This is a genomic window from Thermococcus sp. (genome assembly GCF_027052235.1).
GTDB lineage: Archaea > Methanobacteriota_B > Thermococci > Thermococcales > Thermococcaceae > Thermococcus.
Map to the genome: position 1 here is coordinate 1 of NZ_JALUFF010000015.1, position 14,461 is coordinate 14,461.

Consider the following 14,461-nt stretch of genomic DNA (forward strand, 5'->3'; position numbering starts at 1 on the left):
CCCCTCCCGGAGGGCAGTACACCCGGGAACGCTGGCGGGCTTAACTTCCGGGGTCGAAACGAGACCGGGTGTGGCCCCGCCGCTATGGCCGCCGTGCCAATAACCCCTCCCGAAACGAATTTATAAATTTTGCGGTCTTGGGGGCAAGCTTAATAACGCCGGAAGCCGAAGTCCTCCGGGTGGTGAGATGGGACTCATCGAGGACAAGGCACTTGTTGAGGCTGCCCTCTTCGTTTCTGGCAGGCCCCTCAGCCTCAAGGAGCTTTCAAGGGCCCTCGGAATACGCTCTCTCGATTACCTTGAGAAGCTTATAGAGCTCATAGCTGCAGAATACGCCGAGAGGAAGAGCGCCATAGAGGTGGTCAAGGTTCTTGGAGACAAGTACGTGATGCAGGTCAAGCAGGAGTACAGCCAGAGGGTGATACACCTGATGCCGAGGCCCGACCTCAGAACGGGAGAGCTCAAGACGCTCGCGCTCATAGCCTACCTTCAGCCAATAGAGCAGAGCAAGATAATAAAGCTCCGCGGGAGTCAGGCCTATGAGCACATCAAAAAGCTCGTAGAGATGGGTTTAATTTACGCGGAACCCTACGAGAGGACGAAGCTCCTGGGCACAACCCAGAAGTTTGCCGAGCTCTACGGCTTCCCCGAGAACGACCCCAACGTCATCAAGGAGGCCTTCAGGAAGGTCGTCCACGCCGAGTACAGCGACCTCATAGAGAAACTCGAAGGTAAGGGCAAGGAAGAAAAGTCTGAGTAAACGTTTACGGTTTTCTTGAGGCCATAGTTTTCCACTTTTCTGTTTTGGGCAGAAATAAACTCTTTTCTGCCTCAAAGAAGGCCCGAAAGAAAAGTTTAAATACGGGAACGTCGGATTACCATTAGGGTGAGTGCTATGTCAGGCCTTACTAAAGAGCAGATTGTGAACCAGATCATCCGGCAGAGGGGCCTCTCGAAGGCCGAGATTGAGAAGAGAATAGCGGAGATAGCCAAAAGGGAGGGGATTTCCGAGCACGCCGCCGCTGTGATGCTTGCCGAGGAACTCGGGGTCAAGCTCACAGAGGGCGAGGAGCTTCTCCACGTAGCCGACCTCGTCCCCGGTATGACCGGGGTCAACATCGTGGCGAGGGTTCTCAGGAAGTTCCCGCCGAGGGAGTACACCAAGAAGGACGGCTCAAAGGGCAGGGTCGCGAACCTCATCGTTTACGACTCGACCGGTCAGGCGAGGCTCGTCCTCTGGGATGCACTGGTCTCGAAGTACTACGATGAGCTCAGCCCGGGTGACGTCATCAAGATAATAGACCCCTCCGTCAGGGAGGGGATGAAGGGGGTCGAACTTCACGCCAACTTCAGGACGAGGATAATCAAGAACCCCGAGGACCCGCGCGTTGAGGAGATACCTCCCCTAGAAGAGGTCAGAAGCTACTCCTACAGGAGGGTGAAGATAAAGGACCTCCAGGGTGGCGAGCGCTTCGTCGAGATAAGGGGCACCGTGGCGAAGCTCTACAGGGTTCTCGTCTACGACGCCTGTCCGGAGTGCAGGAGAAAGGTTGACTACGACCCGGCAACGAACACGTGGCTCTGCCCCGAGCACGGCGAGGTCGAGCCAGTGAAGATGGTCGTCCTTGACTTCGGCCTTGACGACTCTACGGGTTACATCAGGGTTACCCTCTTCGGCGACGACGCCGCTGAGCTTTTAGGGGAGTCGCCGGAAGAGATTGAGGCCAAGATAGAGGAGCTCGTCGAGGGCGGACTGACTGTAAAGGAAGCTGGAAGGAAGGTAGCGGAGGAGGACTACTACACTCTCCTCGGCAGGGAGATAATAGTTCGCGGTAGCGTCGTTGAGGACAAGTTCCTCGGAACCCTGCTGAAGGCCAGAAGCTGGGAGGAAATCAACGAAAGGCGCGAGATAGAGCTCGCCAGACGCGAGCTGTACGGGGCCATAAAGTCCCTTGAGGGTGGTGAGTGAAATGGAGGAGGTTCGCTTTAGGAGGAGAAAGCCCGCCGTTGAGAGAAAAATAGCGGAGATAAGGGAGGAAGACACCCGCGTCTCCCTCATAGGAAAGGCCTTCAAGGTGGACAAGCTGGACTACACCTTCTGGATCGACGACGGGACTGGAGTGATACTCGTTGAGAGCGAGGAAAACGTCCTTCCCGCGAACGGCCAGATTGTGAGGGTCATCGGCAGGGTCATCAGGAACGACGAGGGCGTCCACATCTTCGGCGAGGTAATACAGGACTTCAGCGAGGCCAATCTTGAGGCCCTTGAGGAAATCAGGGAGCTTGAGAGGAAGTACCTCCCGAAGGTCGAGGGGATAATCAACTTCTTTGGAGGTGAGGAGGAATGAAGAAGCGCCTTCCCGCGAGCAGGGTCTACATCAGGGACATCATCGAGGGCTACTACGTGAGGAGCGAGGGCGACTTCGAGCCGAACTACCTGATAACCAAGGACGCCAGAAAGGTTTACCGCGTTAAGGTAGTCGCAACGGTTGTCAGGGAGCCGGTCATAAGCGACGACGAGACCTACGGAAAGTTCCAGATTGATGACGGAACGGGAACGATATGGGTTCTTGGCTTCCGCGACGATACCCGCTTCATAAAGCTCGTGAAGAAAGGTGATTTGGTTCAGATAATAGGCAAAGTTGCGGAGTGGCGCGACGACAAGCAGATACTTGTCGAAGGCGTTTCCAAGGTCTCCCCGAACTTCTGGATACTCCACCGCTTCGAGACCTTGAAGGAGAAGGTCGAGCACGCAAAGAAGGCGAAGATAGCCTTTGACATATACGACCGCTACGGGATAACCGCCAAGGCCAAGGTTATCGCCAAGAACAAAGGAATAGACGAGGATATGCTCCAGACGATAGACGAGCTCTACACGATGATGCTTGAACAGAGAACCCTTGAGGAGGAGCTCTTCGAGGAGGAAGAGGAAGAAGAGACCCCCGTCATTAACCCCGAGCTTGAGAAGGCCAAGAAAGCCGTCATGGATCTGCTGAGGGAAAAGAAGAAGGCCCTCTCCCACAAGTTCATAGTCAAGAAACTCTCAAAGGAGTTCGACGAGGAAATCATAGAGGAGGCCATAGCCCAGCTACTCGCGGAGGGGGAGATATACGAGCCCGAGATAGGCTTCTACGAGCCCCTCTGATTTTTCAATATTGTTCCCTCATCGTCCTTATCACCGGGTCGTGAATGAGGGTCGAGGTTATGCTGTCAACCATTCTGAAGAACTCCTCCTTTCCCTTTTCCAGATCCATGGTTTCGAGCCTTATCAGCTCGCACCTTTCCCCGAGTATCCACTTTCCGAGGAGTATCTTCTCCCTCCCGTCCTTCTGAAGGTCGAGCCTGACCAGTCCGTAGGGTATGTCAGCCGTCCACCAGTTGGCCTTGAAGGTTACCCTCCAGTTGCCTTCTTCGACGGCCTTTGCCAGCTTCTCCATGGTTGTCCCCGGGCCGTGAGGGGTCTTGAATGTGACGACCGTCCACAGCCCATTCTTTTCCAGCTCCGCGAGGATTTTATCCTTGAACTCCATACTTATCACCTCACAACGGACGCAAAGAGGAACGCCATAACCGCGAGAAATATGCTGGCCTTTAAAAGCTTCTGGGCACGGTGGGCGGTCTCCCTATCCTGGGAGCGGAGTATTAAAAAGGCCGAGTAGAGGATTATTGCATCCACTGGGAGCATCGCGAGGTAGCTCAGCCCAACTCCTGCCTTTATCGGGAGGAAAGAGGCAAGAACCGTTGCGATCGCGAAGGACGCCCCCACATAGGAGGCCTTTTTCCTGCCCCATATTATCGGGAGGGTTCTGGCACCCTTGGCGAGGTCGCCTTCAACGTCCTCTATATCCTTGATGACCTCCCTGGCAATGTTAACGAGGAAGGCACAGAGGGCCAGGTAGCCGGCCAGACCTATGCTACCAACGGCAACTGCCCCGTAGAGTGGGGTTGCCCCGGTCAGCGAAGCAACAGCCAGGTTGCCTATGAAGGGCATCGGCTTGAGCTTCCATGCGTAGAGGAACATCGTCACGTACGCCAGAACCGCCAGGATGAAGGCGTAGATGTTTATGAAGACGGCAAGGGTGAGGCCAGCGGCGAAGAGGAGCATTGCATACCAGAAGGCCGTCCTTCTGCTCATCGCCCCCCTTGGGAGGGGTCTCTCTGGCCTGTTTATCCTGTCTATCTCGTAGTCGAAGTAGTCGTTTATCGTGTTGCCCCCAGCACACCCGAGGGTGACCACGAGGAAGACGAGAAGGCCCTTAAGGGGCGAGGGGAAGTGGCCTACGGCTACGATGGAGCCTAGGAGGCCAACTACCCCCGCTAAGATGCAGTTGTGCGGTCTCGTTATCTCGATGAAGGCCTTCGCTTCCATTAGGGCCACCTAATTCATTTTTCCGGCAGTTTTTAAAACCTTTCTACAGCTCGTCCCTCCGGAGAAGCCCGAGCTCCTCCCCGGTCTCAAGGACGCGCATTCTCCCGAGCCTGAGCTCCTCAATTCCGTCGAGGGAAGTCAGAGGTGTGAGAACTTGGGCAGTCTTGGCTGTGAAGTTCACCCACTTGAGTATCCCGAGGCCGGGGCAGAGGCCGTTTCCATCGATGAAGCCCACGAGGAGGTTACTTAGCCTCTCGAAGTCGACCGCCTGAAGGGCCCTGCTGTAGTGGCGTGGCACCGCCTCAACATCGGCCTTGACGACCGTATAGCGGTTCCCCTTCCAGCCAGCCAGAACAACCCACCTGAAGAGCTCCTCAAGGAGGGCCTTTTCCTCAACAGTGAGAGGCCTCCCGTTGAAGAGCGAGGTTCCTGTTACGGGTGTTTCCTCAAGGTTAACCTCCACGAGGGAAGCGCTCTCAAAGTAGGCCCTCCACTTGGCGAAGCGGACTTCCCTGCGCTCCTCCCTGCTGTGGGATTTCGCGAGCTCGCTAACCTTTAGCCTTACAACGTCCCCGTACTTCGAAAGGGATCGTGCGAGTCCATCTAGTTCGTTTCCTCTTTCTAGAAGGACAATAACGTCCGGCCTGACGAGTTCTGCCTTGAGGCGTTTCATCTCGGCTCCGATGCCAGAAACAAACCCCGTAGTGTCTATTATCACAACATCGGCATCATCAAGGGCCATACCCGTGAGCCTCTTAACGCCAACTGCCATCTCGCCCGCGAACTGCGAGGGCGAGACCGCCCCGATGAAGTAGTGGGCAATCCCTTTGAGCTCGGTAAAGCTCTCGAAGGGCCCCTCAGGGAAGGCAAGGCTTATCGTTGCGGGGGGAAGTATGCCCTTTTGCCCGACGTCTGCGTCAACCACTGCAACGCCGTGCCCGAGGGAGATGAGTTCGTTCGCGAGGAAAGTTGCCAGTGTAGTCTTCCCGCTGTCTGTGTCACCCACTATCATGACCTTTACGGGTGCTCTCGAAGAGAGCTCTTCAACGAGCTCAACCCTGTCCGGCGGAACTTCGACTGTGTAGGTCGCTTTGTTCATGCTCTCACCTTCTCCCGGAGATTAAAAAACTTGATGCCTCCCGAACCAGAAAGACTTATAAGGTTGGGCCTCATCACTTGTTGAATGGGTAGGTAAAATTTGACTTATATCGCGTTTATCTCTGAAAAAGTTCAAGGAGGTGATTGAATGGTTGAGGAGGGAACCCTTACCCCCAGACAGCTTCGCCTGCTGAGGAAGCTCTACGAGGAGGGGAAGACGATAGAGGTTCACACAGTCGAGAAGACGCAGGACGAGCTTGCAAAGGAGCTTGGAATAACCAGGCAGGCCCTCAGCAACCACCTGAAGGTTCTCAAGGAGCTCGGCTACATAAGGACGGGCAGGGGCTTCATAGACCTCACCGACAAGGCCCTTGAGTTGCTAGGTGAGAAGAAGGGCGACGTCTTCGTCTTCGTCAAGATTGAGCCGACCAAGAGGAGGCAGGTCTACGAGAGGCTCAAGGAGCTCAAGATAAAGAAAATCTACCGCGTAACTGGAGACATTGACCTCATAATCGAGGCCGACAAGACGAAGCTCGACGAGATACTTGAGGAGATAGCGTCACTCGACGGCGTGAGGGAAACTAACACCCACCTCGTCCTTGAGGTTCTCTGAGGGCTTTCTCGATTCTTCTTTTTAGCTCCTCGATGTTCTGCCCGAACTTTGCGGAGACGGGAACGAGAACGTCTCTGGCTTCCTCCAGGGGGATTCCGAACTTCTCGGCGAGGAAGTTCAGGGTTCTCTCAAGGTTCCTGACCTTGTCAACCTTGTTAACCGCGACTATCGTCGGTATCCCGAGCTCCCTGAGGAAGGAGTAGAACTCGACGTCAATCGGTATCTCTCCCCTCTTCTCCCAGCGCTCTATTATCTCCGGTGCGGACTTTCCGTCCACGACGAGAACCGCGAGCTCTATCTCCTCCGCGTTCTCCTCTATGAAGGCCACTATCTCGTCCTTTATCCTCTCCTGGACTTCCCGGGGGAGCCCGCTCATGAAGCCAAAACCCGGCAGGTCAACGACCTTCCTGTTCCTCCAGTTCACCTCAACGGGCTTCCTAGTGACCCCGGGGCGCTTTCCCCTCTTTACCTTCTTCCCTGTGAGTCTGAATATGAGGGTGCTCTTTCCCACGTTGGAGCGCCCCGCGAAGATTATCATTCTTTCACCCCCTCCTGCTTTCGTCATTTGTTTATAAGGGTTGGCGGAAAGGTTAAGTAGATTGACGTTCAAAGTTGTGCGGTGGTGGTTATGCCGGAGGAGAGCAGTCGTGCGAATCAGCTCGTTAACAAGTTCGTCATCTCCCTAACCGAGGGAAAGATACTGGGCTACGTTACCGACATAAACGTCGAGGTTGAAGGAGATGAGTTCTACTTCATCCTGAGGATGAAGGAGGTCGAAAACCTCGGCAAGGGTCAGAGCATCTTCACGAGCGAGAAGAAGATGAAGATAAAGCCAGGGGATATAGTCAACGTTGGTCCCCACGTCATAATCCTCGGCGACGGCAAGGTTCCGCCGCTGAGGGAGATAGAGCGCCTTCACCAGATAGCCGAGGAGTACAACAACCTGATGCGCGAGCTTGAGGCGAAGGACAAGCTGATAGAACAGCTCAAGGAGGAGAACTACCAGCTGACGAGACAGATAGAGGAGCTCCAGAGGGAGCTGAGGAAGTATCAGGTAATGAGGGAGGACTTCGACCACCTGAAGGAACAGCTCGTCCGCCAGGAGGGACAGCTTGAGATGGCGAGGGAGTACATAAGACTCCTTGAGGGGCTAAGACACGACATAGACAAGATAAAGGGCGACGTTGAGTCCCTGATTGAGACACAGCTTGAGGAAGTCGTGAGGGCAATAATAAATGAGGAGCTGAACGCAAGGGGATTAAAGAAGACGAGCTTCCTCTAACCGAATATGCTCGGTCCGAAGGCGTAGAGGAGGAACTCTATCGCTATAAGGACGAGCGTGAGGCCTATCACTCCCTTCGGGCTTATTTTTATTGCCCTCGTGTCCTCGTCGAAGAACCTCATAAGTCCCGCTCCGGTCGGGGGAAGTGTTGTCTTTTCCTTTGCCATGGCTCTCACCTGAGGTCTCTTTCTTTAGGAGTTATTTAAGCTTCACGGTAAGGTTTTTAAACGCTCCGCTCAAGAGCGGTCGGGAAAGGGCAGTGCCCAATGAATCCCGCTGATGAGTGGAGGTGGGAGGAAATGGCAACTTTCAAGTTGGTTATATCGAACCCCAAGAGCGGTATAGCCAGGCAGGTTGAGATAACCGGTGGCGAGGCAGAGAAGCTCATAGGAATGCGCATCGGTGAGGAGATTCCAGCCAAGGAGCTCGGCCTCAACCTCAGGGAGATATTCGGCGACGAGAAAATCCCCGAAGACGCGAGGCTCAGGATAACCGGTGGAACCGATAAGGACGGCTTCCCTATGAGGCCTGACGTTCACGGCCCGAGGAGGGTCAGGATACTCCTCTCAAGGGGCCCCGGCTTCAGGCCGACTGAGAGGGGCGAGAGGAGGAAGAAGACAGTCCACGGAAACACCATAAGTCCGAACATAGTGCAGGTCAACATGAAGATTGTCTTCTGACCTCTTTTCTTCTATCCCTCGGGTAAACCTTAATAAACGACCCCGCTTTCTATGGTTAGGGGTGTGAGAAGATGGCAAAGAAGAAGGAGTTTAGGCAGGCTGAGGTTAACATAGGCATGGTGGGTCACGTTGATCACGGTAAAACCACACTGACGAAAGCCCTAACCGGAATCTGGACAGATACACACAGCGAGGAGCTGAGGAGAGGAATCACGATAAAGATAGGCTTTGCAGATGCCGAGATAAGGAAGTGCCCCCATTGTGGCAGGTACTCAACTTCGCCAATCTGTCCCTACTGTGGCCATGAAACCGAGTTCGAGAGGCGCGTTTCCTTCATAGATGCACCGGGTCACGAGGCACTGATGACCACGATGCTCGCCGGAGCCTCGCTTATGGACGGCGCCGTTCTGGTCATAGCTGCGAACGAGGGGGTCATGCCCCAGACGAGGGAGCATCTAATGGCCCTTCAGATAGTCGGAAACAAGAACATAGTCATAGCCCTCAACAAAATAGAGCTCGTCGACAGGGAAAAGGTGATGGAGCGCTATAGGGAGATCAAGGAGTTCGTTAGGGGAACAGTAGCTGAGAACGCTCCAATAATTCCGATTTCGGCACTACACGGTGCGAACGTTGACGTGCTCCTCGCTGCAATAGAGAAGTTCATACCAACTCCCAAGCGCGACCCGAACAAGCCACCCAAGATGCTGGTTTTGAGGAGCTTCGATGTCAACAAACCGGGAACCCCGCCGGAGAAGCTCATAGGCGGTGTCATAGGGGGCTCGATAATTCAGGGCAAGCTCAAGGTTGGCGACGAGATTGAGATAAGGCCCGGAGTTCCCTACGAGGAGCACGGGAGGATAAAGTACGAGCCCATAACTACTGAGATAGTCTCCCTGCAGGCCGGTGGAAGGTTCGTTGAGGAGGCCTACCCCGGCGGTTTGGTGGGTGTCGGAACGAAGCTCGATCCCTACCTCACGAAGGGCGACTTAATGGCCGGAAACGTCGTCGGGAAGCCGGGCAAGCTTCCGCCGGTCTGGGATGAGCTCACCCTTGAGGTTCACCTCCTTGAGAGGGTCGTTGGAACGGCTGAGGAACTGAAGGTCGAGCCAATAAAGAGGAAGGAGGTTCTCCTCCTGAACGTTGGGACGGCCAGGACGATGGGCCTCGTCACCGGCCTCGGAAAAGATACGATCGAGCTCAAGCTCCAGATACCTGTCTGCGCCGAGCCCGGCGACAGGGTGGCGATAAGCAGGCAAGTGGGAAGCAGGTGGCGCCTGATAGGCTACGGCTTCATCAGGGACTGAGTCTCTCCCCTTTTCTGTTTTGGGTGGTTCCCATGGAAAGAAAGGAGTGGCTCGTAATTCCAGACACCAACTTTCTCCTCGTCCCGGGACAGTTCGGTGTTGATATTATCTCCGAACTCCACAGGATCCTCGACGTCCGCTTCAAAATTCTCGTCCCAAACGTTGTCCTTCAGGAGCTGGAGGTCATAGAGAGAAAATCGAGGGGAAAAGACCTTCTCGCCGTTAGGATGGCCAAGAAGCTGGCGGAGCGCTTTGAGAAGGTTGATATTGGTGAGTTCGGTAAGAAGCCGATAGACGACCAGATACTTGAGTTCGCGAGCAGGAACGAGAGGGTTATCGTCTGCACCAACGACAAGGGCCTGAAGAAGCGCCTTAGGGAGAGGGGGATTCCGGTCGTTTATCTGCGCTCGAAGAAGATTCTTGAGCTTGAGGGCATGCTGGAGTGAGATAAGCCTTAAAACCTCTACTTCTCCACCACATTGGGTGAGAAGAATGTACAGCGAGGAGGAACTGCTTGAGGAGATACGCGGGCTTCTTCGAGATGAGGGGCTTTACAGGGCCTACGAGGAGGCCTTCTCCAGGTATCGCTACTACTTCGAGACCACCAACTACATAGTTCTCAACGTCTACCAGTTTAACGACCATGGCCCGGTTCACGTCCTCCTTACAACGAGGAGGGCCCTTGAGCTGCTCAGGATTATCAAGAAGTTCGGCATCCAGACGACCGCTGAGAAGCTTGGGAAGCCCCACTGGTGGAGCGAGTTCATCGTTGCCTTTGGCGCGCTCTTCCACGACATCGGCAACATGATACACAGGGTGAACCACTACGAGTTCAGCGTCCTCCTTGCCGAGCCGATAGTTGACGAGCTCGTGAAAAAGTTCGAGGAGAGAGACCCGCTCCTCCTCAAGGCGCTCACATTAAACGCAATCTACACCCACGATGAAGCGGTTCCCTGCACGACCATCGAGGGCTCTCTGGTCACCATAGCTGACGGCTGCGATATGGAGGCCGGGAGGAGCAGGCTGGCCTACAAGAAGGACAAGGTTGACATTCACGCCGTCTCGGCCCTGGCGATAGAGAGGGTGGAGATAAAGGAGGGCGACGAGGAGCACCCGGTACTCATCGAGATATGGATGAAACATCCTGCAGGAATCTTCCAGGTGGACGAGATACTGACGAAGAAGGTGAAGAGCTCCCTCCTAAGGGGAAAGATCAGGCTGAGGATACACACGGGCAAGAACGGGGAGACGCTCGAAAAGATTATCTGAAGTTCCTTCCTTCTATTCCCATGCTGAGGGAAGCCTACCTTGACCTCAAATACCTACTCAACAGGGGCTACCGGAAGAAGAGCGCCCTCTCTTTTGTGGCCAACCACTACAGGCTGACCCTTGAAGAGAGGCACCTTCTCGCGAGATGCGTCTTTCCAGACTCGTGGGTCGAGGAAGTGAGGGGAAAGCTCCTAGAACCTGACGAACTCGGGGGCAAAATCCTTGCCATAGACGGCTTCAACGTCCTCATAACGCTGGAGTCTCTTTTGGAGGGGAAGGCCATACTCTGCGAGGATGGCCTCGTGAGGGATTTGAAATACCAGGGGAGCTACCGGCTCGGCGAGCGGACGGGGGCTCTGATAAGAGAAGTCGTGGGAGCTTTGAAGGGCCTGAAGGTTGGAAGGGCCGTGTTCTTCTACGGTAAGAACGTCCCGAGGAGCGGTGCGGTTAAAGCAATCACGGAGGGAGCCATGGAGCGGTTCAGCCTTCCCGGGGATGTCTACCTCGTGAAAAGCCCGGACTTCGAGCTGAAGGGTTTTGAAACCGTTGCAACAGCCGACATCGGGATAATCTCGAAGGTTTCTCACGTCTTTGACCTTGCCCACTATACTGGGAAATTGCTTGGAAAAAGGCCACTACCTCTTTCAGAGGTTCTCGGGAGAACGTAATCATATAGCGTTTAACGCTTAGATGTCTTTTTAAAAACTTCAAGTTATCTTGGAACTTTGGAAAGTCTTTAATAGGTTGGACGCCTAAAGTTAATCTAATGGTACTCGCCCCGCTTTTCTTTTTTCTCCGGGGGAGGTGGGAACATCATGAAGAGAGTCTCTACCGTCACATTGATTGCAGTCCTCCTCGGGATGGTTGTTATTACGGGCTGTCTTGGTGGCGGGAATGCACAGAGTGCCCCTTCAACGGCTTCTTCTGCATCCTCTCAGATATCTGCCCCCCCGGTTTCAACGGCAATGACTCCAGCGACCACGACAGCCCCTCCAAGGAGCTGGAAAATGGAGCTCGTCTGGAACGTCTCAACCTCGGGCATACCCTTCATGGACATGGGCCCCGACGGGAGCCTTTCAGCGGTGATTGACTGGGAAAGGGCCTACCTCTACCTCGTCAAGCCCGATGGCGAGAGCGTCGCCTTCGACGTCCAGGGGGAAGACCCCGTTAAGCCGGTTATTGCCGGCGTTATCGTGAAGGGCAGAGAGACCTACGTCCTTGCCAGCTACGCGGATTTCGCGGGGGTGAGGGTTTACTCATGGAGAGGCCAGAGGAGTGAAGAGAGGCACGGCTGGGCGGGTAGCGTTGCCGACGGCATCGCCCGCTCGCCGAGCGGAAACCACACCTGCTACCTCATAACGCCCAACGCGGGAAAGCAGGAGCTCTACTGCGATGGAAAGAGGCTGAATCTAGGCTCCGATGAATACGAGCTACACTCGGTCTCCGACTCTGGAGTGGTCGTTCTGGGAATCGGCGATAAATCCCTCGTGCTGAAGGAGGGCGAGAAGCTCCTTGAGATTAACAGCGGGAGCGTCATAGCTTACCGGGATAAACTCATCGCGAGCGAGGACGGAAAGCTCAGAGTTTACTCGCTCAGCGGGGAGGTTCTGGCAGAGAGGAAAGGCTACACATTCAGGATGACAACTCTGATGCGCTGGACGCTTGTCCCTACAGCGAAGTACCTCTTCAGGTACGAGCCCCTTGAGGACACTTCCGTCCTCACGTGGAATCTCACAGAGCTCAGAACCCTTCCCGGCTTCCCCTACTTCGCTAACGAGAACTTTGTGGTAATGGGCGATGGGAAGAGCCTACACTGCTACTCTCTTGAGGATTTTCACGAGGTCTTCAGCGTCGAAGTGCCCGGTGATATCGGCTACGTGAAGCTCAGCAATGACGGAAGGGTTCTCCTGGTCTCGGGCGAAACTGGTGGCTTTTGGCTTTATCGGGCCACCGCTTCCGGTTGAATACGATGGGAGGTCTGTGGTATGGAAAAACGTAACCTGGCACTGCTGTTGGTTGCGGTTGTGCTGTTTGGAGTTGTTTCCAGCGGATGCCTCGGAGGTGGAGGAGGCGGAAGTTCCAGCTCCTATGAAAGCTCAGCTGCCCCTTCGACTTCATCCACGGTGACCTCGGGAATGGCAACTCAGGCATCTGCAACGTGGGAAACGCCGTGGAACGCCTACAACCCCGTGACGGTTGATGGGAAGGCCTACTACATAACCCAGATCGAGTACACCTTCACAATAAAGACCGGCGAGGGGGAGAGGAGCTACAAGGTAGTTAAGAAGAGGGGCTACATCAAGGCTCACGTCTACTCGGAGGAGAACGGGGGAAAGAAAGACCTCGGGGAGTTCAACCTCTTCGCCTACTACGGGAAGATAACTCCCCTCAACGGCCCGGCCAACGGCACCTTCGAGTACATAGTGGCAGTTAAGGAGAGAACCAACGACACCGACAGGTACTTCCTCCAGCCCCTGCCGAACTTCGAGGCTATCGGAACGGGAAAGGCTGTTGTAGTGGAAGCCAGAAGCGGTGGGGGGTACTTCTACTGGAGCAATCCACCGGCCATGGGTCAGTACTCCGAGCTGCCCTACACGGAGGGAGACATAAACGACGTTCTGAGCGGGCTTGGGAACTACCTCTTCCAGGGCTGGGTCGCGGTCGTTAGTTCGGGCGCTTGGAGCGGTCTGGAAGGACACGACCTCCTCAAAAAGGACGAGTACACCTTCTCCTTCATGGGGATGGGCTACCACTACAAGATTTCCCCCGATGGTAGCGTAACCCTCGACGGCAAGTCCTTCAGGGTCAGCAACGTTGAGTGGAGCTATTCCATGGGTGGAGTGAGCATGCAGGGGAGGGCAACTATAGCGCCTTCTCTGCCCGTGCCGGTAGAGGCTGAGGGGAACTTCGTTGACCTGAGCTCGGGAACCAAGATCTATTCAAAGCTGAAGATCGATGAGGTAAAGCTTGAGGAGAAAATAGGAGGATTGACCGTTTCCATAGAGAAGCCAACATCACCCGGTGAGGAGACCGAAACCAGCACCGAGACCTCAACTGAAACCGGCACCTCCACCCAGTCGGAGAGGCCTTCCTCAGACAACTGGAAGCTCGCCTGGGACGCCAGCAAGCCGATAAAAATCGGGGAGGACACATACGTGCTCAAGGGTCTCACCTATGAGGTCACCTATAAACTGGCCGGTCAGAAAGTTCACTACACGATGGAGCGTGGCTATACTGAGGCGGATGACGGTTACAAGGCCTACGCCGTAGTGAGGATGGACGACGGTTCCGAGTACAGGTTCGAGGTCTACTTCTCCCCGGACGAGCTTGAGGAGTACACCGGCTGGGTTCTGTGGATGCCCTCGGTTCTTCAGCTAACCGAGAGCAACTCCCCTGAGAAGGTAGTCATAGAAGGGCCTTCGTGCAGTTACACCTACGATGAGGAGAGCGGGGAGATGAACGGGGACATGACATGTGGCGCCGAGATAAGAGAGAGTCCCTTTGACCAGATATGGGATCTCTACAACGGCTTTGCCGGCGGAATCTACGGCGATGTTGTCGAGGTGGACTCGCTAACAAGGAGCGGTGAGGGTTACACGGTGCAGCCCGCTGGAAGCGTGAAGCTCGCTGGAATGGACTTCCCTGTGTACAGTGTGAAGTGGAGCGGATCCCTTCTGGAAATGTCCGCGAACGGGGAAACGGTTGTAGCACCACAGCTGCCAATCCCAGTTGAGATAACAGCATCGATAGCTTACCCGGGAGAAGCACTCTACGTCCACGTTAAGGTAACCGGTTTGAGGCTCGAAAGGTTGAGCTAAACTTTAAATCTTCTTTTCTCAATCTTTT

General features: G+C 54.9%; 18 protein-coding genes and 1 rRNA gene. 13 read left to right on the plus strand and 6 right to left on the minus strand.

Translation table 11 applies throughout. The annotated features are described in order from the left end of the window. A 5S ribosomal RNA gene (gene rrf, locus MVC73_RS01295) occupies window positions 1–96 on the minus strand; the annotation flags it as partial. Window positions 97–187: 91 nt separating this feature from the next. Here rrf and scpB point away from each other — a divergent pair. The 4 genes from scpB (at window position 188) to MVC73_RS01315 (ending at window position 3,145) form a co-directional block, all read left to right on the plus strand. Further along, on the plus strand, window positions 188–760 hold the full coding sequence (gene scpB / locus MVC73_RS01300) for an SMC-Scp complex subunit ScpB (protein WP_297506176.1): 573 nt from the start codon (window positions 188–190) through the stop codon (window positions 758–760). 135 nt (window positions 761–895) lie between these two features. Continuing rightward, entirely contained in the window at window positions 896–1,969 is a 1,074-nt protein-coding gene (locus tag MVC73_RS01305) for an OB-fold nucleic acid binding domain-containing protein (protein ID WP_297506245.1), read from the plus strand. Between the two features lies 1 nt (window position 1,970). Further along, a complete protein-coding gene (locus tag MVC73_RS01310; protein WP_297506247.1) occupies window positions 1,971–2,348 on the plus strand; it encodes a replication protein RepA in 378 nt (125 codons plus the stop codon). Further along, a complete protein-coding gene (locus tag MVC73_RS01315) occupies window positions 2,345–3,145 on the plus strand; it encodes an OB-fold nucleic acid binding domain-containing protein (RefSeq protein ID WP_297506177.1) in 801 nt (266 codons plus the stop codon). The genes MVC73_RS01310 and MVC73_RS01315 overlap by 4 nt, the downstream gene beginning before the upstream one ends. Before the next feature lie 4 nt (window positions 3,146–3,149). Here the strand turns inward: MVC73_RS01315 and MVC73_RS01320 are convergent, their stop codons facing one another. The 3 genes from MVC73_RS01320 to MVC73_RS01330 are packed head-to-tail and all read right to left on the minus strand — an operon-like array spanning window position 3,150 to window position 5,468. Continuing rightward, window positions 3,150–3,530: a ribonucleoside-triphosphate reductase gene (locus tag MVC73_RS01320; RefSeq protein ID WP_297506178.1), complete on the minus strand. Its 381-nt coding sequence runs from the start codon at window positions 3,528–3,530 to the stop codon at window positions 3,150–3,152. Window positions 3,531–3,535: 5 nt separating this feature from the next. Continuing rightward, complete coding sequence (locus tag MVC73_RS01325) at window positions 3,536–4,369, minus strand: geranylgeranylglycerol-phosphate geranylgeranyltransferase (protein WP_297506249.1); 834 nt, start codon at window positions 4,367–4,369, stop codon at window positions 3,536–3,538. 43 nt (window positions 4,370–4,412) lie between these two features. After that, window positions 4,413–5,468, minus strand: a complete 1,056-nt coding sequence (locus MVC73_RS01330; protein ID WP_297506179.1) for a Clp1/GlmU family protein — start codon at window positions 5,466–5,468, stop codon at window positions 4,413–4,415. 147 nt (window positions 5,469–5,615) lie between these two features. On the opposite strand from MVC73_RS01330, the gene MVC73_RS01335 reads away from it, so the two are divergent. Further along, window positions 5,616–6,080: an Lrp/AsnC family transcriptional regulator gene (locus MVC73_RS01335; protein ID WP_297506180.1), complete on the plus strand. Its 465-nt coding sequence runs from the start codon at window positions 5,616–5,618 to the stop codon at window positions 6,078–6,080. On the opposite strand, the gene engB is transcribed toward MVC73_RS01335, so the two are convergent. Further along, on the minus strand, window positions 6,049–6,618 hold the full coding sequence (gene engB / locus MVC73_RS01340; RefSeq protein ID WP_297506181.1) for a GTP-binding protein EngB: 570 nt from the start codon (window positions 6,616–6,618) through the stop codon (window positions 6,049–6,051). The two genes, MVC73_RS01335 and engB, sit on opposite strands and share 32 nt — an antisense overlap. Window positions 6,619–6,708: 90 nt before the next feature. Between engB and MVC73_RS01345 the strand changes: the two genes are divergently transcribed. Continuing rightward, the gene (locus MVC73_RS01345) at window positions 6,709–7,362 is read left to right on the plus strand and encodes a hypothetical protein (protein ID WP_297506251.1); all 654 of its coding nucleotides are present in this window, start codon (window positions 6,709–6,711) and stop codon (window positions 7,360–7,362) included. Here MVC73_RS01345 and MVC73_RS01350 read toward each other — a convergent pair. After that, window positions 7,359–7,529, minus strand: a complete 171-nt coding sequence (locus tag MVC73_RS01350) for a preprotein translocase subunit Sec61beta (RefSeq protein ID WP_297501038.1) — start codon at window positions 7,527–7,529, stop codon at window positions 7,359–7,361. The genes MVC73_RS01345 and MVC73_RS01350 overlap by 4 nt on opposite strands. A 132-nt stretch (window positions 7,530–7,661) precedes the next feature. Between MVC73_RS01350 and MVC73_RS01355 the strand changes: the two genes are divergently transcribed. From MVC73_RS01355 to MVC73_RS01385, 7 genes are all read left to right on the plus strand, one after another. Beyond that, window positions 7,662–8,042, plus strand: a complete 381-nt coding sequence (locus tag MVC73_RS01355; RefSeq protein ID WP_297506182.1) for a 30S ribosomal protein S6e — start codon at window positions 7,662–7,664, stop codon at window positions 8,040–8,042. A 71-nt stretch (window positions 8,043–8,113) separates the two neighbouring features. After that, window positions 8,114–9,346 carry a translation initiation factor IF-2 subunit gamma gene (gene eif2g / locus MVC73_RS01360; protein WP_297506183.1) on the plus strand — a complete coding sequence of 411 codons (1,233 nt, stop codon included), beginning with the start codon at window positions 8,114–8,116 and terminating at the stop codon, window positions 9,344–9,346. A gap of 32 nt (window positions 9,347–9,378) precedes the next feature. Beyond that, window positions 9,379–9,792, plus strand: a complete 414-nt coding sequence (locus tag MVC73_RS01365; protein ID WP_297506184.1) for a PIN domain-containing protein — start codon at window positions 9,379–9,381, stop codon at window positions 9,790–9,792. A 46-nt stretch (window positions 9,793–9,838) separates the two neighbouring features. Beyond that, complete coding sequence (locus MVC73_RS01370; protein ID WP_297506253.1) at window positions 9,839–10,615, plus strand: HD domain-containing protein; 777 nt, start codon at window positions 9,839–9,841, stop codon at window positions 10,613–10,615. A gap of 20 nt (window positions 10,616–10,635) precedes the next feature. Continuing rightward, window positions 10,636–11,283, plus strand: coding sequence for a DUF434 domain-containing protein (locus MVC73_RS01375; protein ID WP_297506185.1), 648 nt, complete (start codon window positions 10,636–10,638; stop codon window positions 11,281–11,283). A gap of 147 nt (window positions 11,284–11,430) precedes the next feature. Next, window positions 11,431–12,579 (plus strand): hypothetical protein, encoded by a 1,149-nt coding sequence (locus tag MVC73_RS01380; protein ID WP_297506186.1) that lies wholly within the window; start codon window positions 11,431–11,433, stop codon window positions 12,577–12,579. Between the two features lie 21 nt (window positions 12,580–12,600). After that, window positions 12,601–14,433: a hypothetical protein gene (locus MVC73_RS01385; protein ID WP_297506187.1), complete on the plus strand. Its 1,833-nt coding sequence runs from the start codon at window positions 12,601–12,603 to the stop codon at window positions 14,431–14,433. Window positions 14,434–14,461 lie beyond the last annotated feature (28 nt).